Genomic DNA, 19,520 nt, shown 5'->3' on the forward strand with positions numbered 1-19,520 from the left:
GTATCAGAGTGTCGGGAATTACCGACAGACGCGGTTTAATGGTGTCTCTGAATGACGACACTTAAGCTATTGATTTTAAATATGTGTAATTGAGGGCTGATTTGTTGTTGCCAATTGGCGACACTATGGTCAAAGAATAGACAAATGAATTTTAGTGGGTTATTGCATGTAATTCGTTATATATCATACTGTTAATAATTTGTTTTGAAAGGTGGCATAGTTCGTGCATAATAATCAGCAGTGGCTCATTCACCTTCTTATGTCAGCCCCTTCGGGAAGCGCTACATAAACTTCGAATGACGCACAAACAGGTGCCTGCCGTCCAACTCCTGATAACAGCTCTGCTTTATCAGTCATCGGGCGAAACGTCGAGTAAGGCACCGCCTCATTCCTTAATAAAGGCAGGCTTTAGAGCCTGCCTTTATTGTTTCTGCCGTGGATGTTTCCGCCATCCTCAGTTAGCATCTTCAGGAGCTAATGGTTGAGGCTATATCTTTGAAGCGATTCTCTCTTTTCCCCCGTTCCTTGCGCCAACTGGTGACGCTGTCCTTTGTGCTGATCATGCTGCCGCTGTTGGTGCTGGCATGGCAGGCCTGGCAAAGCCTGAACGCGCTCAGCGCCCAGGCCGCGCATATTAACCGCACCACCTTGACTGATGCGCGGCGTAGCGAAGCGATGGTCAACGCCTCGCTGGAAATGGAGCGTAGCTATCTCCAGTATTGCGTGCTGGACGATCCTACTCTTGAGCGGGTCTATCAAAATCAACGTAAGCGTTATAGCGAAATGCTTGAGGCGCTCTCCGGCGTGTTGCCGGATGCTCACATTTGGCAGACCCTGCGGCAGAACCTCGCCGACCTGGCCCAATTGCGTTGCCATAATAGCGCGCCGGACGCCAAAGCCGCGGCGAGCCTCGAAGCCTTTGCCGATGCTAACAGTGAAATGGTGCAAGCGACCCGCACGGTCATCTTCTCCCGCGGCCAGCAGCTACAGCAGGAGATCGCCGAGCGCGGGCAGTTCTTCGGCTGGCAGGCGCTGGTTCTGTTTCTGCTGAGCCTGACGCTGGTTTTGCTGTTTACCCGCATGATCATCGGCCCGGTGAAGGGCATCGAGAAGATGATTAACCGCCTGGGAGAGGGAAAGTCGCTGGATGATGCGGCGCTGTTCACCGGCCCGCGCGAATTGCGATCGGTCGGTAAACGGATTATCTGGTTGAGTGAACGTCTGGCGTGGCTGGAGTCCCAACGCCACCAGTTTCTTCGTCATCTGTCACATGAACTGAAAACACCGCTCGCCAGCATGCGTGAAGGAACGGAGCTGCTGGCGGACCGGGTAGCGGGGCCGCTGACGACGGAACAGCAAGAAATCGTTGAGATCCTTGATAACAGCAGCCGCAATCTGCAAAAGCTGATCGAACAGCTGCTCGACTATAACCGTAAACTGGCCGATGGCCCGGTCGAGCGGCAGAAGGTGGATATTGCCGAACTGGCGCAGACCGTCGTTTCCGCGCATAGTTTACCGGCAAGGGCCAAGATGATGTCTACCGAGCTGGCGCTGGATGAACTCTTCTGCCTGGCGGAGCCGACGTTGCTGACCAGCGTGCTTGATAATCTGTACTCCAATGCGGTGCACTATGGCGCTGAATCCGGTAACATTCGTATTCATAGTTACCGCCACAGCGAGCAGGTTCGTATCGATGTCGCCAATAGCGGCGAGCCGATCCCCGCCGCCGAAAGAAACATGATTTTCGAGCCTTTTTATCAGGGAAGCCACCTGCGTAAAGGGGCAGTAAAAGGCAGCGGTCTGGGGTTGAGTATCGCCCGCGACTGCGTACGGCAAATGCAGGGAGAGCTGAGCCTGGTCGATGATAATCCCGGGTTCATCTGTTTTCGCATCTCGCTCCCCGCCGCTGAGCCGGGAAAAACCAACACATGAATCAACATTGGGTGAATATGTCCCTCTTTTTCGCATTGCGCCGTCCTTTACGGGGATGGCTGCTGTCGGGCCTATGCTGCCTGACGCTGGCGGGTTGTTCTGCCGCTATGTCGCCGCGCGCCGCAGACGGCAATGCGCCGCCCGAGCTACCGGAACATCAGGTGGCGGATTTTCTCTCCGTAGATTGCGCCAATATCTGGTCGCTGGAAAACGATGCCAGTGATAAGAACCCGCTGTATTGGCTGCGTGGTATTGACTGCGCGGATCGCCTGGCGCCGGTACAAGCCCGCGCCGAAGCCAAATTGCATAACGATGATAACTGGCAGGATGCGTTGAAACGCGGCATTCTGCTGGCCGACGCCAAAATCACCCCCGATGAGCGTCGCGAAATGGTTGCCCGCATCGACAGCTTTAGCCCGCAAATCGCCGCGCAGGTTCGCCCGCTGTACCGGCTGTGGCGCGACGGCCAGGCCCGGCAATTGCAGTTATTTGAGGAGCGCTCCCGCTACGGCAAACTCCAGCAATCGAGCGATGCTGAACTGGAAACCTTGCGTCAGCAGGAGCAGCAGTTGCGTAGCCAACTGGAGCTGACCACCCGCAAGCTGGAAAACCTTACCGATATTGAGCGCCAGCTCTCCAGCCGTAAGCCCGGCGGCAATTTTAATAGCGGTAGCGACAAGGTACCGGAGGTGATCCATGACGATCCGTAAACCCGCCCACCTGTTGCTGGTGGACGACGATCCGGGGCTGTTAAAGCTGCTGGGGATGCGACTGGTCAGTGAGGGTTATAGCGTGGTCACGGCGGAAAGCGGGCCCGAGGCGCTACGCGTGCTGACGCGCGAGCGGGTGGACCTGGTGGTGAGCGATTTACGCATGGATGAAATGGACGGCCTGCAGCTGTTTGCTGAAATCCAGAAGGCGCAACCCGGCATGCCGGTCATCATCCTGACCGCCCACGGCTCTATTCCTGACGCCGTTGCCGCTACCCAGAAAGGGGTGTTTAGTTTTCTGACTAAACCGGTCGATAAAGACGCGCTATATAAAGCGATTGACGATGCTCTCGAGCAGAGCTCGCCGGCCACCGACGAGCGCTGGCGACAGGCGATTGTCACACGTAGTCCACAGATGCTGCGGCTGCTCGAGCAGGCCGGTATGGTGGCGCAGTCTGACGTTAGCGTGTTGATTATCGGCCAGAGCGGTACCGGGAAAGAGATTGTCGCCCAGGCGATCCACAACGCCAGTCCGCGCCACGAAAAACCGTTTATCGCGATTAACTGCGGCGCGTTGCCGGAACAATTACTGGAGTCCGAACTGTTCGGCCACGCGCGCGGCGCCTTTACCGGCGCGGTCAGCAACCGCGAAGGGCTTTTTCAGGCCGCCGAGGGCGGTACGCTGTTTCTTGATGAAATCGGCGATATGCCCGTCGCGCTGCAGGTAAAGCTGCTGCGCGTCCTGCAGGAGCGTAAGGTGCGCCCGCTGGGCAGCAACCGCGATATCGACATCGACGTGCGCATTATTTCGGCGACCCACCGCGATCTACCGAAGGCGATGGCGCGCGGCGAATTCCGCGAAGATCTGTTCTATCGGCTCAATGTCGTTAACCTGAAGATCCCGCCGCTTTCCGAGCGCGCGGAGGATATCCCGCTACTGGCCAATCATCTATTGCGCCAGTCCGCCGACCGTCACAAACCTTTCGTGCGCGCCTTCTCCACCGATGCGATGAAGCGGCTAATGGCCGCCAAATGGCCGGGCAACGTGCGTCAGTTGGTTAACGTGATTGAACAATGTGTGGCGCTGACCTCATCGCCGGTGATCAGCGATGCGCTGGTGGAGCAGGCGCTGGAGGGGGAGAATACCGCGCTACCGACCTTCGTCGAGGCGCGTAATCAGTTTGAGCTCAACTACCTGCGTAAGCTTTTGCAGATAACCAAAGGTAACGTGACGCATGCCGCGCGGATGGCCGGGCGCAACCGCACCGAGTTTTACAAACTGCTGTCGCGCCACGAGCTCGACGCCAACGACTTTAAAGAGTAGCCCCGCGGCATAGCGCAAGCTATGATACGGTAAGCAACCGGTTACGCGACAAAGACAGGAAAACCATGAAAAAGATTGATGCGATTATTAAACCGTTCAAATTGGATGACGTGCGTGAAGCGCTGGCGGAAGTCGGTATCACCGGCATGACGGTCACCGAAGTCAAAGGGTTTGGTCGTCAGAAAGGGCATACCGAGCTGTACCGCGGCGCGGAATATATGGTGGATTTTCTGCCGAAGGTGAAAATTGAAATCGTGGTGACGGACGATATCGTCGATACCTGCGTCGATACCATCATTCGTACCGCCCAGACCGGTAAAATCGGCGACGGTAAAATCTTTGTCTTCGACGTGGCGCGGGTGATTCGTATCCGTACCGGTGAAGAAGACGACGCGGCGATTTAATCCTCGCCGCTCGCTGCAGTATTGCCGGGTGGCGCTGCGCTTACCCGGCCTACAAATCCCCGCGTCGTTGGGCTTACAGAACCTTATGCGGGCCGAAACATTCGTAATGAATGTTGTCTTTATTGACCCCTAATTCTACCAGCTGCTTCGCCGCAAACTGCATAAACGCTACCGGGCCGCAGAGATAGAATTGCATCTGCGGGTCGCGAATATTTTCCGCCAGCGGCGCTAAATCCATCAAACCTTCGCTATCAAAACGTCCTGCCTGACGGTCGGCCTCGCTCGGGCTGCGGTACCAGACGTGAGAGGTAAACTTCGGTAGCGCCGCGCCAAGCGCCTTCACTTCGTCCGCAAAGGCGTGAACGTCACCGTTTTCCGCCGCGTGGAACCAGTTCACCTGGCCCTGATGATGGCTTTTGGCCAGCGTATCCAGCATCGCCAGCATTGGCGTTTGGCCGACGCCGCCGGAGAGCAGGGTCACCGGCGTCTGCGCTTCCACGTTGAGGAAGAAGTCGCCCGCTGGCGCGGCTAAATAGACTACGTCGCCTTCGCTGGCGTGGTTATGCAGCCAGTTGGACACCTGGCCGCCATTCTCGCGTTTCACCGCGATGCGATAGCCTTTACCGTCCGCTCTGCGGGTCAGAGAGTATTGACGAATTTCCTGATATTCGAAGGCTTCCGGCTTCAACCAGATAGCCAGATACTGTCCTGGCTGGTAATCGGCGACCGGCTGACCGTCGACAGGCTCCAGTTCAAAGCTGGTAATAAGCTGGCTGCGCGGGGTCTTCTTAACAATGCGGAACGCGCGGGTACCTTCCCAGCCGCCATTTTTACTGGCGTTATCCTGATAGATCTCCGCTTCGCGGTTGATGAAGACGTTCGCCAGCACCCCGTAGGCTTTGCCCCAGGCGTCGAGTACTTCCTGGCCTGGGCTAAACATTTCGTCGAGGGTCGCCAGCAGATGGCTGCCGACAATATTGTACTGCTCCGGTTTAATCTGGAAGCTGGTATGTTTCTGGGCGATTTTTTCAACCGCCGGCAGCAGGGCCGGCAGGTTGTCGATATTACTGGCGTAGGCGGCGATAGCGTTGAACAGCGCTTCGCGCTGGTCGCCGTTGCGCTGGTTACTCATATTGAAGATCTCTTTGAGCTCCGGGTTATGAGTAAACATGCGGTCATAAAAATGCGCGGTTAGCTTTGGGCCGGTCTCTACAAGCAGGGGAATGGTGGCTTTGACCGTGGCGATGGTTTGAGCGTCGAGCATAGCAGCTTCCTTAAATGTTATCCTATTGATGCATTTCAAATGCATCTTATATAAATAACCCTGCTATGTAAATGGTTCTTTATCACTTTGCCGCAAAGCAGTTACAACATGAAGAATTTGCATCACAAACCTGAAAAGAAATCCGTTGATAATGTTTGATGCGTTATTGCTCAAAGCCTTGTGTGCTGTGGAGCCAATCGTTTGCGTAAAATCCTTTGTCAAGACCTGTTATCACAGAATGATTCGGTTATACTGTGGGCCGTTGTCCATCAGGACCGCCTTTTTAGGCCAAAATTTTATCGTTAGCTGAGTCAGGAGATGCGGATGTTAAAGCGTGAAATGAACATTGCCGATTATGATGCCGAACTGTGGCAGGCTATGGAGCAGGAAAAAGTACGTCAGGAAGAGCACATCGAACTGATCGCCTCCGAGAACTACACCAGTCCGCGCGTGATGCAGGCTCAGGGTTCCCAGCTGACTAACAAATATGCCGAAGGTTATCCGGGCAAGCGCTACTACGGTGGCTGCGAGTACGTGGATATCGTTGAGCAACTGGCTATCGACCGCGCGAAAGAACTGTTCGGCGCCGACTACGCTAACGTGCAGCCGCACTCCGGCTCGCAGGCTAACTTTGCCGTCTATACCGCTCTGCTGCAACCAGGCGATACCGTGCTGGGTATGAACCTGGCGCAAGGCGGCCACCTGACCCACGGTTCCCCGGTTAACTTCTCCGGTAAACTGTACAACATCATTCCTTACGGTATCGATGAGTCCGGTAAAATTGACTACGAAGACATGGCGAAGCAGGCCCAGGAGCACAAACCGAAGATGATCATCGGTGGCTTCTCCGCTTACTCCGGTATCGTTGACTGGGCGAAAATGCGTGAAATCGCTGACAGCATCGGCGCTTACCTGTTCGTCGATATGGCGCACGTAGCGGGCCTGATTGCCGCCGGCGTTTATCCGAACCCGGTTCCGCACGCCCACGTTGTTACTACTACCACCCACAAAACCCTGGCGGGTCCGCGCGGCGGCCTGATCCTGGCGAAAGGCGGTAGCGAAGAGCTGTACAAGAAACTGAACTCCGCCGTGTTCCCAAGCGCGCAGGGCGGCCCGCTGATGCACGTAATTGCCGCGAAAGCGGTGGCGCTGAAAGAAGCGATGGAGCCAGAGTTCAAAGTTTATCAGCAGCAGGTTGCCAAAAACGCCAAAGCGATGGTGGAAGTGTTCCTGAACCGCGGTTACAAAGTGGTTTCCGGCGGTACTGAAAACCACCTGTTCCTGCTGGATCTGGTAGATAAAAACCTGACCGGTAAAGAAGCTGACGCCGCCCTGGGCCGCGCCAACATCACCGTTAACAAAAACAGCGTACCGAACGATCCGAAGAGCCCGTTCGTGACTTCCGGTATCCGTATCGGTTCTCCGGCTGTGACTCGCCGCGGCTTTAAAGAAGCGGAAGTGAAAGAGCTGGCTGGCTGGATGTGCGACGTTCTCGACAATATCAACGACGAAGCTGTTATTGAGCGCGTCAAAGGTAAAGTGCTGGATATCTGCGCCCGTTTCCCGGTTTACGCGTAATCTTGCCGCGTTAAGATAAAAAAGGCCGCGATTGCGGCCTTTTTTGTGTCTGCTGGTTATCGACGGTCCAGCGAAATCGAACCTGGTCCGGTTATCGCCAGCAGCAGGAAGGCCCCGGCGATACTGACGTTCTTATAGAAGTTAATCATATTCGGCAATACCGCATCGCCGGTCATATCCCAGTAATGATGGCCGATAACCGCGGTACCCAGGGTGTAAAAGATAAAGATCACCGCCAGCGGGCGGGTGAAGAAACCTAAAATAATCAGAATAGCGGCGGGTACCTCCATGATGACCGCGATGATCGCCGCCAGCGTCGGCATCGGCGCGCCGGAAGAAGCCATATATTGTACCGTTCCGCTAAACCCCATCAGTTTCGGATAGCCAAAAATAATGAACAGCAGCACGATCGCAATACGTGCGATTAACAGCAGGACAGGGCGGGAAGAGCCAAAGTCAAAATAGCGTAGCGTGTTCATAATCAGTCCTTTATCACAGGCGTGTGATCTAAACGTAATACACATTTTTACTCCCCGCCACGCTGGGAAAATAATATTGTTGCGCCTCGTTGAGCGGCGATTAAGCCGATACGAGGGAAGCGCTCTGATGCCCGGTTATCGGATTTTTTTTCATACTGCCCGCCATGTCGCACACTCATCGCGTGACAATGCTCACGATTTTAAGAGAAATGTACTTAACGACCATGAAGATAGTGAGACATGGGTTTGCTCAGTATGCGCTTTATCGCCAGACTAGAGCTTCCATTCGGGAGGGAATCATGGTCTTGCACTCCACGCGCTGGCTGGCGCTAAGTTACTTCACCTACTTTTTTAGCTACGGTATTTTTTTACCATTCTGGAGCGTCTGGCTGGCAGGCGTTGGCCTGACGCCCGAAACCATTGGCGTGCTGCTCGGCGCCGGGCTGGTGGCGCGTTTTCTGGGCAGCCTGCTAATTGCGCCGCGGGTCAGCGATCCTTCTCGTTTGATTAGCGCCTTGCGTATCCTGGCGTTGCTGACGCTGCTGTTTGCTCTCGCCTTCTGGGTCGGCGGGCAGGTGGCCTGGCTGATGGTGGTCATCGTCGGATTCAACCTCTTTTTCTCGCCGCTGGTACCCTTAACTGATGCGCTGGCCAACACCTGGCAAAAGCAGATCACCATGGATTACGGCCGGGTGCGGTTGTGGGGATCGATTGCTTTTGTCATCGGTTCTGCGCTGACCGGCAAGCTGGTGAGTCTGTTTGATTACCGGGCGATCCTGTTGTTGTTAAGCCTGGGCACCGCTTCGATGCTGTTGGGCATGCTGCTGAAACCTTCAGTGATGCCTCAGGGGGAGAGCCGCCATCAGGAGGCGGCCGGACTACCGGCGTGGCTTAGCCTGGTGCGGCAAAGCTGGCGTTTTCTAGCCTGCGTCTGTCTGTTGCAGGGAGCGCATGCCGCCTACTATGGCTTCAGCGCGCTATACTGGCAGCAGGCCGGTTATTCTGCCTCCGCCGTCGGTTATTTATGGTCGCTCGGCGTCGTCGCCGAAGTGGTGATTTTCGCCTTGAGTAAAAAAGTGTTCCGTCGGTTTAGCGCCCGCGACCTGCTGCTGCTCTCGGCGGTGTGCGGGGTGGCGCGCTGGACGATTATGGGCTGGACGACCGCGCTGCCATGGCTACTGGTCGCGCAGATCCTCCACTGCGGAACGTTTACCGTCTGTCATCTGGCGGCCATGCGCTATATCGCCGCGCGGCAGGGAAGTGAGGTTATCCGCCTGCAGGCCGTTTACTCGGCGGTGGCGATGGGCGGCAGCATCGCGGTGATGACGGTGTTTGCTGGTTTCCTCTACCAGCACCTGCATCAGGGCGTCTTCTGGGTGATGGCGCTGGTGGCGCTACCGGCGCTGATCGTGCGACCGAAGGCGGTGAGCGCCTAATCCTCAAGCATTTTGCAAATCTGCTGCCGCTGGTGATCGCTAAAATTCTCTTCAGCATGAAACAGCGGCGGCGAAAACAGCGGTAGCGCGGTGGTGTAAGGCGTGACCACTAAGGTCACATCCTTGGGCGCGCCTTGTTGCTGAAACTGAGTCACGCTTAAGTATTTAATATTCAGCGGCAGCAGCGTTAATTCCCGCAATTGCATTTCCAGCGCCTGTTCCAGTTCGCTATTTTCCCGCGTCAGCAGCACTACCTGCTTTTCATGCAGGTCGGCTTTTTGCATCAACCACGCGCCGAAAATCACCGCGATTAAGCTGACCTCTTCCTGATTAAATTGAATATGATAGGCCGTTTCGAAATCGCGTAATGCCTCCTGGGTGGTACGCATCAGGCGCGGATACAGGCGTTCGATCTCCTCCGGTAAAGCGTTATCAATACCGATGGCGAATACGCTGCGGTTCAACGCCTGCGAAAGATGGATATAGAGTTGGTCACTCAACCCTTGTTCATCGCTGAATGGCCGTCCCGCCAGATCCTGGAAACGATGGATCAAGCGGGAGATCGCCAGATGCAGGCGTCTGTCCTGTTGATGACCGTCGTGAATGGGATCCGGGGTTTTCAGTAACATAAACAGCAGGGTCAGGAAAAGTTGTTCGCCGGCATGGGGCGTGGCGCTGACCCGGCGCTGCCAGTGGCGGACGATTTCGGCGGCGAGGTTAAATTCCGCCGCGGCCTGCGCCCAGTTGCGCTGCTCACGGGTGAAATCCGGCGACTGGCCCAGATGATGTTGTAGCAGGCAGTACTGAAGATACAGGCGCAGGAACTGACCGTCCCGGCAGTCGAACTGCCGATTGAGCGCGCGAGCGCAGCGATTCACCAGCGCCTGAAGATTGGTATCATCATATAAGGTTCGCGCGATACCCTGCTGTTTAAGCTGCGTTTTTAACGCCGGGGTAAAATGGTGATGAACGAAATGCGGGCACAGGCGTAGCCCACGCCGGAGAGCGTGCAGCAGGCACAGGCGTTGATCGAGCGCGGCGCCTTCAATCCGATAGCTGCCGTCCATCTGCGACGCGAGAGTCAGTCGATGATAACGCTGAATTTCGCGCCCCGTCTCCGCGATATCCTGTTGGGCCGTCGCCTCATCCACCTGGTTGAGCCTGACCAGCTGTTGCGGCGTGACGGATTGTCCCGGAAGATAGAACATCAGGAGCACCTGGCTACGGCGCTGTGGACTGGAAAGCGCAGATGGTGGTTCAATCACTGTCATCATCTGGTAAGTTCCAGTTAGGGTTTCAGCTAAGAATAGCCAAAGGATGCAGGGTGAGCAGGGCGGGCCGCGGCCTTTAGATCAGGATTGCTGGCGAAGTTCACAGAATTTTTCACGCGAGGAACAGATGAAGAAAGTGAAACACTGCGTCGGTGCGGCATTTTTCATGGTTTTATCATTGTCAGCCGTTGCGCATCCGCACAGCTTCATTAATTTGCAGAGTGAAGCCGTGGTGAAAGACGGTCTGTTGACCGGCTTTAAGATGCGCTGGACGATGGACGAAATAACTTCAGCGGATCTGCTCTATGATGCCGGCAATGCAAAGGCGGGCAGCGAAGTATGGAAAAAACTGGCGGCGGAGGTCATGGCCAACGTACTCGGCCAGCACTACTTCAGCGAACTGTGGCACAACGGCCAGCGGGTTAAGTTTGCTAACCGCCCGGATGGCTACGGCCTTGCGCGTAGCGGGCTGCAGGCGGTACTCACCTTCACCTTGCCGTTGGCGACACCGCAACCTGTTGCCGGACAAACCTTTACTTTATCCACCTTCGATCCGACCTACTACGTCGATATGTTTTATGAGCAGGATAGCGATTTTTCGTTGCCTGCCGCGCTGCGGGCCTCCTGCAAGGCCACGGTAATGACGCCGAAACCCAACGACAAAATGTTGTCTTATGCGCAGTCGCTCGATAAAGAGGACGCGCCGCCGGAAGATATGGAACTGGGTAACTACTTCGCCCAGAAGGTGACCTTGACATGTCAGTAGTCTTTACGCCGCGAGCGCGGGCGCCGCGCTGGAAATCATTCTGGCCGCTGGCGTTGTTTCTGATGCTGACCGTCGTGGGCGGTATCTGGTTGTGGCTCGCCTGGCCGCAGGTACTGTTGCAAAGCGCGGTCTGGCAGCGTTCACTGAATCTTGAGCTCAGCCAACTGCTGCAGGCGGTGGCGGATAATCCGTCAGCGGCGGGGCTGTCACTGCTCGGGTTCAGTTTTGTCTACGGCGTACTGCACGCGCTTGGCCCCGGTCACGGAAAAATCGTGATTACCACCTGGCTTGCCACCCATCCCTCAAAGTTGAAATCGAGTATTGCGCTGACGCTGGCGGCATCGCTGTTGCAGGGAATGGTGGCGATAGCGCTGGTGGTGGTGGTATTGACGCTGCTGCAGCTTCCGGCGCGTCAACTGCATCTCAGCAGCTTCTGGCTGGAGAAGGGGAGCTATCTGCTGGTCGGCGCATTGGGGCTTTTACTGTGCTGGCGGGCATTGAAAAAACTGCGAGTCTTGCTGCGGCGGCCAACGTTTACCGCTTTTACCCCGCATCACGTCCATGATGAACATTGCGGCTGCGGCCATCAGCACCTTCCGGCGCCGGATCAACTACAGAGTGGCGACGACTGGCGCGCCAGGCTGGCGATTGTACTGTCGATGGGCATGCGTCCCTGCTCGGGAGCGATTATGGTGCTGCTGTTCAGCAAGGTGATCGGCGTCTTTGGCTGGGGCATGGCTGCCGCGCTGGTAATGGCGGCGGGAACGTCGCTGACCATAAGCGGGCTGGCGCTGTTGGTGCATGGATTCCGCCAGTTGGCTATCCGCCTGAGTCGCCATCAGACGCCGGCGATGTGGAAACAGGTTGGCTGGGCGACGCTGGCGCTGGCCGGCGGCGTGGCGCTGTTGACGGCTGCTGTCGTGATGTGGAGTAGCGCGATCCCGCCGGGCGGCGGCTTGCGTCCGTTTTAGTGTATAAAAAAAGGAAGCCGCGGCTTCCTTTTTACATTCAGTGAGAAATTAACGCTTCAGCGCTTCGCTCAGTTGCTCGCGCATGTTCGCCAGCATCGCTTTCACGACGCGCGGGTTACCGGCTACGATGTTGCCGGTCAGCATATAGTTATGACCACCGGTGAAGTCGCAAACGATGGCGCCTGCTTCACGAGCGATCAGTTCACCAGCGGCGAAATCCCACGGTTTGAGGGCGATTTCAAAGTAACCGTCAACGCGGCCAGCGGCAACGTAGGCCAGATCCAGCGCGGCGGAACCAGTGCGACGGAAGTCAGCGCACTCGGTGAACATGTTACCGAGGATGTTCATGTAAGCGGTAGCGTGCTGCTTCGCTTTGAACGGGAAACCGGTGGCGATGATAGTACCGTCGAGATCGCGAGCGTTGCTGCCGCGCAGACGGTAGCCGTTCAGCTGCGCGCCCTGGCCGCGGGTGGCGGTGAACAGTTCATTACGCATTGGATCGTAAACCACCGCGACTTCAGTACGGCCTTTAATGCGTACGGCGATGGAAACAGAGAAGTGCGGCAGACGTTTAACGAAGTTGGTGGTGCCATCCAGTGGATCGATAACCCATTGAATATCCTGATCTTCACCAGCGTGCTCGCCGCTTTCTTCGGTGATGATGGTGTGCTGTGGGTAAGACTTGCGAATGGTTTCGATAATAATCGCTTCTGCGGCTTTATCGACGTTAGTCACAAAGTCATTGCTGCCTTTCTGGCTGGTTTCTACGGAATCTGGCGTTTCGTAGTGCTTGGCAATTAAATTACCCGCCTTGCGCGCTGCGCGCACGGCAATGTTCAGCATCGGATGCATCGGTATCTCTCACTGGATGTTAAAGAACGGGAAAAAACGGCGCATATATTAACAGCGAATTCTGCTTATGTCTCCGTTTTATGTTAGCATGCACGAATAATCTTTAGCCGAAGAACCATAATGCTGCAAAATATTCGAATCGTACTGGTAGAAACCTCACACACCGGCAATATGGGCTCCGTTGCCCGCGCGATGAAAACCATGGGCTTAACTAACCTGTGGCTGGTCAACCCGCTGGTGAAACCTGATTCCCAGGCCATCGCGCTGGCCGCTGGCGCCAGCGATGTGATTGGTAACGCGCAGATCGTCGATACCCTTGATGAAGCGCTGGCGGGCTGTAGCCTGGTGGTTGGCACCAGCGCGCGCTCCCGCACGCTGCCGTGGCCGATGCTGGATCCGCGCGAATGCGGCCTGAAAAGCGTCGCCGAAGGTCAGCATGCGCCGGTCGCGCTGGTCTTTGGCCGCGAGCGCGTTGGCCTGACTAACGACGAACTGCAGAAGTGCCACTATCATGTGGCGATCGCCGCCAACCCCGAGTACAGCTCGCTGAACCTGGCAATGGCGGTGCAGGTTATCGCCTATGAAGTGCGAATGGCCTGGCTGGCGACTCAGGAGCAGGCGCAGCCAGCGGTTGAACATGAAGAAACGCCATATCCGCTGGTCGATGATTTAGAACGTTTCTACGGCCACCTTGAGCAGACGCTGCTGGCGACCGGTTTTATCCGTCCGAATCATCCGGGGCAGGTGATGAACAAGTTGCGTCGTCTGTTCACCCGCGCGCGTCCGGAAAGCCAGGAGCTGAACATCCTGCGCGGGATGCTGGCGTCTATTGAGCAGCAGAATAAAGGTAAGTAAGCGCGTTAACGCCGGATGGCGCTTCGCTTATCCGGCCTACGAATCTGTTGTAGCCCGGGCGAGGCCTTTGGCCGACCCCGGGAGCGGCTCGAAATCAATAACGGCACGGAAAGCCAAATACCTGACTAAAACAGTCAAGTAAATAGTTGACCAATTTACTCGGGAATGTCAGACTTGGCCCTGCTATGCAATACCCATATTAATAAAAAGCCCGGGCAGGGGCGAGTTTGAGGTTAAGTAAGACATGAGACTGACATCTAAAGGGCGTTATGCCGTGACCGCAATGCTTGACGTTGCGCTCAACTCTGAAACGGGTCCGGTTCCGTTGGCAGATATTTCAGAGCGTCAGGGAATTTCGCTTTCCTATCTGGAACAGCTGTTCTCTCGCCTGCGTAAAAATGGTCTGGTATCCAGCGTTCGTGGACCAGGCGGCGGTTACCTGTTAGGTAAAGAAGCTGGCAGCATCGCCGTAGGCGAAGTGATCAGCGCCGTAGACGAATCCGTTGACGCCACCCGTTGTCAGGGTAAAGGCGGCTGCCAGGGTGGCGATAAGTGTCTGACCCACGCGCTGTGGCGCGATCTGAGCGAACGTTTGACCGGTTTCCTCAACAACATCACCCTGGGCGAACTGGTGAATAACCAGGAAATCCTCGATGTTTCTGGTCGTCAGCACAATCATGAATCTCAGCGTACTACGCGTTCTCAGGACGCCATTGACGTAAAACTGCGCGCCTAGCACGAGGCTTAGTTTCAGCTTGCGGCTTACGGGCTGCAAGGTGAAACGGCAGGGTAGATAGCAATAATAAAGATTTTCAGAATCAGGCCGGGATGTTGAGACATCTCGTGTACTCGGTCGTACATCAAGCCGGTTGCCTGGTTCCTTGCATTGAGTGATGTACGGAGTTTAAGAGCAATGAAATTACCGATTTACCTCGATTACTCCGCAACAACGCCGGTGGACCCGCGTGTTGCCGAGAAAATGATGCAGTTCCTGACCCTGGACGGGACCTTTGGTAACCCGGCCTCACGTTCTCACCGTTTCGGTTGGCAGGCTGAAGAGGCGGTAGATATCGCCCGTAATCAGATTGCCGAACTGGTCGGCGCCGATCCGCGCGAAATCGTCTTTACCTCCGGCGCAACGGAATCCGATAACCTGGCGATTAAAGGTGCAGCCAACTTTTATCAGAAAAAAGGCAAGCACATCATCACCAGCAAAACTGAGCATAAAGCGGTGCTGGATACCTGCCGTCAGCTCGAGCGCGAAGGTTTTGAAGTGACCTACCTTGCTCCTCAGAGCAACGGTATTATCGATCTGAAAGAACTGGAAGCGGCGATGCGTGACGACACCATCCTGGTTTCCATTATGCACGTGAACAACGAAATCGGCGTGGTGCAGGATATCGCTACCATCGGCGAAATGTGCCGCGCCCGCGGTATCATTTACCACGTTGACGCCACCCAGAGCGTGGGCAAACTGCCTATCGATCTGAGCCAGCTGAAAGTTGACCTGATGTCCTTCTCCGGTCACAAAATTTATGGCCCGAAAGGTATCGGCGCGCTGTACGTACGCCGTAAGCCGCGTATCCGCATCGAAGCGCAGATGCACGGCGGCGGTCACGAGCGCGGCATGCGTTCTGGCACCCTGCCTGTCCACCAGATCGTCGGTATGGGCGAAGCTTACCGTATCGCCAAAGAAGAGATGGAAAGCGAAATGGCGCGCCTGCGCGGCCTGCGTGACCGTCTGTGGAACGGCGTGAAAGATATGGAAGAAGTCTATCTGAATGGCGACCTTGAGCAGGGCGCGCCGAACATTCTCAACGTCAGCTTCAACTATGTTGAAGGCGAGTCGCTGATTATGGCGCTGAAAGACCTGGCGGTTTCCTCCGGTTCAGCCTGTACTTCCGCGAGCCTTGAGCCATCCTACGTGCTGCGCGCGTTAGGCATGACTGATGAACTGGCGCACAGTTCTATTCGTTTCTCTTTAGGTCGTTTCACTACCGAAGAAGAGATTGACTACACCATCAAGCTGGTTCGTAACTCCATCGGCCGTCTGCGCGACCTTTCTCCGCTGTGGGAAATGTTCAAGCAGGGCGTGGATCTGAACAGCATTGAATGGTCACATCACTAATTCGGCACCGATAAGGAGAATTCAACATGGCATACAGCGAAAAAGTCATCGATCATTACGAAAATCCGCGCAACGTCGGATCCTTCGACAACAGCGACGACAGCGTCGGTAGCGGTATGGTTGGCGCGCCGGCGTGCGGCGACGTCATGAAGTTGCAGATTAAAGTCAACAATGAAGGTATCATTGAAGACGCGCGCTTCAAGACCTATGGCTGCGGTTCCGCTATCGCTTCCAGCTCCCTGGTCACCGAGTGGGTGAAAGGTAAATCGCTGGACGAAGCGCAGGCTATCAAGAACACCGATATCGCCGATGAACTGGAACTGCCGCCGGTGAAAATTCACTGCTCTATCCTGGCGGAAGACGCGATTAAAGCCGCGATTGCGGATTACAAAAGCAAACGTGAAGCAAAATAATTAAGAGTTGAGGTTTGTTATGTCGATTACCTTAAGCGACAGTGCAGCAGCGCGAGTCAATTCCTTCCTGGCGAACCGCGGTAAAGGCTTTGGCCTGCGTCTGGGGGTAAGAACCTCCGGCTGTTCAGGTATGGCTTATGTACTGGAATTTGTTGACGAGCCGGCGGCAGAAGACACCGTGTTTGAAGACAAAGGCGTGAAAGTCGTGATCGACGGTAAGAGCCTGCAATTCCTCGACGGCACTCAACTGGACTTCGTCAAAGAAGGCCTTAACGAAGGGTTCAAATTTACTAACCCGAACGTGAAAGATGAGTGCGGTTGCGGCGAAAGCTTTAACGTATAATCGGTAATCCCCAACCCCACCGCGGTCACGCCGCGCGTGGGGTTTTCGTTTAGATGCATGACCCTGAGGTTACTATGGACTATTTCACCCTCTTCGGGTTACCAGCCAGCTATACCCTCTCGCTCGAACAACTGGCTGTCCGGTATCAGGATCTGCAGCGCCAGTACCATCCGGATAAATTTGCCAGCGCGCCCGCTGCGGAACAGCTGGCTGCGGTTCAGCACTCCGCCACCATTAACCAGGCCTGGCAGACTCTGCGTCATCCGCTGACCCGTGCGGAATATCTCCTTTCGCTGCACGGCTTTGACCTCGCCAGCGAGCAGCACACCGTCCGCGACACCGCGTTCCTGATGGAGCAGCTGGAACTGCGCGAAGAGCTCGATGAAATCGGCCAGGCGAAAGACGAAGCGCGGCTGGAAGCTTTTATCAAACGGGTAAAAGCGCTGTTTGATACCCGCCATCAACTGATGGTTGAACAATTGCAAAACGAGACCTGGGATGCGGCGGCTGATACTGTACGCAAGCTCCGTTTTCTCGATAAACTGCGCAGCAGTGCTGAAGAACTCGAAGAAAAACTGCTCGATTTTTAATTTTCGGAAGCAATTATGGCCCTATTACAAATTAGTGAGCCTGGTCTGAGCGCCGCGCCGCATCAGCGTCGATTGGCGGCAGGTATCGACCTTGGCACCACCAATTCTCTGGTTGCTACCGTGCGTAGCGGCCAGGCCGAAACTCTGCCCGATCATCAAGGCCGCTACCTGCTGCCGTCGGTCGTGAACTACCACGCCTCAGGGCTGACCGTCGGCTATGAAGCCCGGCTCAATGCCGCTCAGGATCCGGTGAACACCATCAGCTCGGTGAAGCGAATGATGGGGCGTTCCCTCGCCGATATTCAAACCCGCTATCCGCATCTGCCGTATCAGCTGCAGGCCAGCGAAAATGGACTGCCGATGCTCCAGACCGCCGGCGGCTTGCTGAACCCGGTGCGGGTCTCCGCCGATATCCTCAAAGCGCTGGCTGCCCGGGCGACCGAAGCGTTGGCGGGCGATCTCGACGGCGTGGTCATTACCGTTCCGGCCTATTTCGATGATGCTCAGCGTCAGGGAACCAAAGACGCGGCGCGTCTGGCGGGCCTGCACGTGCTGCGCCTGCTCAATGAGCCGACCGCGGCGGCTATCGCCTACGGCCTCGATTCCGGCCAGGAAGGGGTGATTGCGGTTTACGATCTCGGCGGCGGTACCTTTGATATCTCCATTCTGCGCTTAAGCCGCGGGGTGTTTGAAGTGATGGCGACCGGCGGCGATTCCGCTCTCGGCGGCGATGATTTCGACCATCTGCTGGCCGACTATCTGCGCGAGCAGGCGGGTCTCCGCGACCGTAGCGATAACCGCCTGCAGCGTGAGTTGCTGGATGCCGCCATTGCGGCGAAAATCGCCTTGAGCGATGCCGACGTGGCGCACGTTGAGGTCGGCGGCTGGCAGGGCGATATCAGCCGTAGCCAGTTTAACGATCTGATTGCCCCACTGGTAAAACGTACTCTGATGGCCTGCCGTCGCGCGCTGAAAGACGCCGGCGTTGAAGCGCAAGAAGTGCTGGAAGTGGTGATGGTTGGCGGCTCCACCCGCGTGCCGTTGGTGCGTGAGCGCGTTGGCGAATTCTTTGGCCGAACCCCGCTGACCTCTATCGACCCGGACAAAGTCGTCGCCATTGGCGCGGCGATTCAGGCAGATATTCTGGTCGGCAACAAACCGGACAGCGAACTGCTGCTGCTTGATGTTATCCCGCTGTCGCTTGGGCTGGAAACCATGGGCGGCCTGGTAGAGAAAGTGATCCCGCGTAATACCACCATTCCGGTGGCCCGGGCGCAGGAGTTTACCACTTTCAAAGATGGCCAAACGGCGATGTCTATTCACGTGATGCAGGGCGAACGTGAGCTGGTGCAGGATTGCCGCTCCCTGGCGCGTTTTGCGCTGCGCGGTATCCCGGCGCTGCCGGCGGGCGGGGCGCATATTCGCGTGACCTTCCAGGTTGATGCCGACGGTCTGCTGAGCGTCACGGCGATGGAGAAATCGACCGGCGTGGAAGCCTCAATCCAGGTGAAACCGTCTTACGGCCTGACCGACGGCGAAATCGCCAACATGATTAAAGATTCGATGAGCTACGCCGAACAGGATATTCAGGCGCGTATGCTGGCTGAACAGAAAGTCGAAGCCGCTCGCGTACTGGAGAGCCTGGAAAGCGCGCTGGCCGCCGACGCCGCGCTGTTAAGCGCCGCAGAGCGTCAGGTTATCGATGCCGCCGCGGAGCAGGTTCGCACCGCCGCGGCAGGCGAAGATGCCGACGCGATTAAAGAAGCCATTAAAAATATCGACACACAAACCCAGGAATTCGCCGCACGCCGCATGGACCAGTCGGTCCGCGCTGCGCTGAAAGGCCAATCCGTGGACGAGGTTTAAAATGCCAAAAATTGTTTTTCTGCCCCACCAGGACCTGTGCCCGGATGGCGTAGTTGTGGAAGCTGAGAGCGGTGAAACCATTCTGGATGCGGCGCTGCGTAGCGGTATCGAGATTGAACACGCCTGTGAGAAATCCTGTGCCTGCACCACCTGCCACTGCATCGTGCGTGAAGGTTTTGACTCGCTGGCGGAAAGTAGCGAAGATGAAGACGACATGCTGGATAAAGCCTGGGGGCTGGAACCTGATAGCCGTCTGAGCTGCCAGGCGCGCGTCACCGACGAAGATCTGGTCGTTGAGATCCCACGTTACACCATCAACCACGCACGCGAGCACTAAT

Annotated in this window: 20 protein-coding genes; 16 read left to right on the forward strand and 4 right to left on the reverse strand. The window is 56.2% G+C overall.

Going from position 1 to position 19,520, the window contains the following annotated elements; translation table 11 throughout:
• The first annotated feature begins 495 nt into the window (after window positions 1-495).
• The 4 genes from ABLU78_RS04250 (at window position 496) to glnB (ending at window position 4,370) form a co-directional block, all read left to right on the forward strand.
• Window positions 496-1,932, forward strand: coding sequence for a HAMP domain-containing sensor histidine kinase (locus ABLU78_RS04250; RefSeq protein ID WP_080957151.1), 1,437 nt, complete (start codon window positions 496-498; stop codon window positions 1,930-1,932).
• Between the two features lie 17 nt (window positions 1,933-1,949).
• Window positions 1,950-2,642 (forward strand): two-component system QseEF-associated lipoprotein QseG, encoded by a 693-nt coding sequence (gene qseG, locus ABLU78_RS04255; RefSeq protein ID WP_026612244.1) that lies wholly within the window; start codon window positions 1,950-1,952, stop codon window positions 2,640-2,642.
• A complete protein-coding gene (gene glrR, locus ABLU78_RS04260; protein ID WP_015370303.1) occupies window positions 2,629-3,966 on the forward strand; it encodes a two-component system response regulator GlrR in 1,338 nt (445 codons plus the stop codon). The genes qseG and glrR overlap by 14 nt, the downstream gene beginning before the upstream one ends.
• 65 nt (window positions 3,967-4,031) lie before the next feature.
• Window positions 4,032-4,370, forward strand: coding sequence for a nitrogen regulatory protein P-II (gene glnB / locus ABLU78_RS04265; protein WP_002914032.1), 339 nt, complete (start codon window positions 4,032-4,034; stop codon window positions 4,368-4,370).
• A gap of 73 nt (window positions 4,371-4,443) precedes the next feature.
• Here glnB and hmpA read toward each other — a convergent pair whose 3' ends face one another.
• The gene (hmpA, locus tag ABLU78_RS04270) at window positions 4,444-5,634 is read right to left on the reverse strand and encodes an NO-inducible flavohemoprotein (RefSeq protein ID WP_015370304.1); all 1,191 of its coding nucleotides are present in this window, start codon (window positions 5,632-5,634) and stop codon (window positions 4,444-4,446) included.
• A gap of 324 nt (window positions 5,635-5,958) precedes the next feature.
• Between hmpA and glyA the strand changes: the two genes are divergently transcribed.
• Window positions 5,959-7,212 carry a serine hydroxymethyltransferase gene (gene glyA, locus ABLU78_RS04275; protein WP_015370305.1) on the forward strand — a complete coding sequence of 418 codons (1,254 nt, stop codon included), beginning with the start codon at window positions 5,959-5,961 and terminating at the stop codon, window positions 7,210-7,212.
• A 56-nt stretch (window positions 7,213-7,268) separates the two neighbouring features.
• Here glyA and ABLU78_RS04280 read toward each other — a convergent pair whose 3' ends face one another.
• Complete coding sequence (locus ABLU78_RS04280; RefSeq protein WP_015370306.1) at window positions 7,269-7,691, reverse strand: DoxX family protein; 423 nt, start codon at window positions 7,689-7,691, stop codon at window positions 7,269-7,271.
• A 299-nt stretch (window positions 7,692-7,990) separates the two neighbouring features.
• Here ABLU78_RS04280 and ABLU78_RS04285 point away from each other — a divergent pair, with 299 nt between their 5' ends.
• Window positions 7,991-9,127 (forward strand): 3-phenylpropionate MFS transporter, encoded by a 1,137-nt coding sequence (locus ABLU78_RS04285; RefSeq protein ID WP_015370308.1) that lies wholly within the window; start codon window positions 7,991-7,993, stop codon window positions 9,125-9,127.
• Here ABLU78_RS04285 and csiE read toward each other — a convergent pair.
• Window positions 9,124-10,401 carry a stationary phase inducible protein CsiE gene (gene csiE, locus ABLU78_RS04290; protein ID WP_047080765.1) on the reverse strand — a complete coding sequence of 426 codons (1,278 nt, stop codon included), beginning with the start codon at window positions 10,399-10,401 and terminating at the stop codon, window positions 9,124-9,126. The two genes, ABLU78_RS04285 and csiE, sit on opposite strands and share 4 nt — an antisense overlap.
• Window positions 10,402-10,525: 124 nt before the next feature.
• Here csiE and ABLU78_RS04295 point away from each other — a divergent pair, with 124 nt between their 5' ends.
• Window positions 10,526-11,164, forward strand: a complete 639-nt coding sequence (locus ABLU78_RS04295; RefSeq protein WP_032708890.1) for a DUF1007 family protein — start codon at window positions 10,526-10,528, stop codon at window positions 11,162-11,164.
• Window positions 11,155-12,135: a nickel/cobalt transporter gene (locus tag ABLU78_RS04300; RefSeq protein ID WP_048229245.1), complete on the forward strand. Its 981-nt coding sequence runs from the start codon at window positions 11,155-11,157 to the stop codon at window positions 12,133-12,135. Before ABLU78_RS04295 ends, ABLU78_RS04300 begins: the two co-directional genes overlap by 10 nt.
• Before the next feature lie 48 nt (window positions 12,136-12,183).
• On the opposite strand, the gene suhB is transcribed toward ABLU78_RS04300, so the two are convergent.
• Window positions 12,184-12,987 (reverse strand): inositol-1-monophosphatase, encoded by an 804-nt coding sequence (suhB, locus tag ABLU78_RS04305; protein WP_015370312.1) that lies wholly within the window; start codon window positions 12,985-12,987, stop codon window positions 12,184-12,186.
• A 120-nt stretch (window positions 12,988-13,107) separates the two neighbouring features.
• Here suhB and trmJ point away from each other — a divergent pair, with 120 nt between their 5' ends.
• The 8 genes from trmJ to fdx all read left to right on the forward strand — a co-directional run bounded on the left by trmJ (window position 13,108) and on the right by fdx (window position 19,519).
• Window positions 13,108-13,842, forward strand: coding sequence for a tRNA (cytosine(32)/uridine(32)-2'-O)-methyltransferase TrmJ (trmJ, locus tag ABLU78_RS04310; protein ID WP_015370313.1), 735 nt, complete (start codon window positions 13,108-13,110; stop codon window positions 13,840-13,842).
• Window positions 13,843-14,086: 244 nt separating this feature from the next.
• Complete coding sequence (gene iscR, locus ABLU78_RS04315) at window positions 14,087-14,578, forward strand: Fe-S cluster assembly transcriptional regulator IscR (RefSeq protein WP_015370314.1); 492 nt, start codon at window positions 14,087-14,089, stop codon at window positions 14,576-14,578.
• Between the two features lie 177 nt (window positions 14,579-14,755).
• Complete coding sequence (gene iscS / locus ABLU78_RS04320; RefSeq protein WP_015703173.1) at window positions 14,756-15,970, forward strand: cysteine desulfurase; 1,215 nt, start codon at window positions 14,756-14,758, stop codon at window positions 15,968-15,970.
• A 26-nt stretch (window positions 15,971-15,996) separates the two neighbouring features.
• Entirely contained in the window at window positions 15,997-16,383 is a 387-nt protein-coding gene (gene iscU / locus ABLU78_RS04325) for a Fe-S cluster assembly scaffold IscU (RefSeq protein WP_004866383.1), read from the forward strand.
• Between the two features lie 19 nt (window positions 16,384-16,402).
• Window positions 16,403-16,726, forward strand: a complete 324-nt coding sequence (iscA, locus tag ABLU78_RS04330; RefSeq protein WP_012540868.1) for an iron-sulfur cluster assembly protein IscA — start codon at window positions 16,403-16,405, stop codon at window positions 16,724-16,726.
• A gap of 74 nt (window positions 16,727-16,800) precedes the next feature.
• Window positions 16,801-17,316: a co-chaperone HscB gene (gene hscB, locus ABLU78_RS04335; protein ID WP_012540869.1), complete on the forward strand. Its 516-nt coding sequence runs from the start codon at window positions 16,801-16,803 to the stop codon at window positions 17,314-17,316.
• A 15-nt stretch (window positions 17,317-17,331) separates the two neighbouring features.
• Window positions 17,332-19,182: a Fe-S protein assembly chaperone HscA gene (gene hscA / locus ABLU78_RS04340; protein WP_048229243.1), complete on the forward strand. Its 1,851-nt coding sequence runs from the start codon at window positions 17,332-17,334 to the stop codon at window positions 19,180-19,182.
• A 1-nt stretch (window position 19,183) separates the two neighbouring features.
• Window positions 19,184-19,519 carry an ISC system 2Fe-2S type ferredoxin gene (fdx, locus tag ABLU78_RS04345; protein WP_012540871.1) on the forward strand — a complete coding sequence of 112 codons (336 nt, stop codon included), beginning with the start codon at window positions 19,184-19,186 and terminating at the stop codon, window positions 19,517-19,519.
• Window position 19,520: the final 1 nt, after the last annotated feature.

It is taken from the genome of Klebsiella sp. JN_Kp122 (assembly GCF_040062085.1).
GTDB lineage: Bacteria > Pseudomonadota > Gammaproteobacteria > Enterobacterales > Enterobacteriaceae > Klebsiella > Klebsiella aerogenes.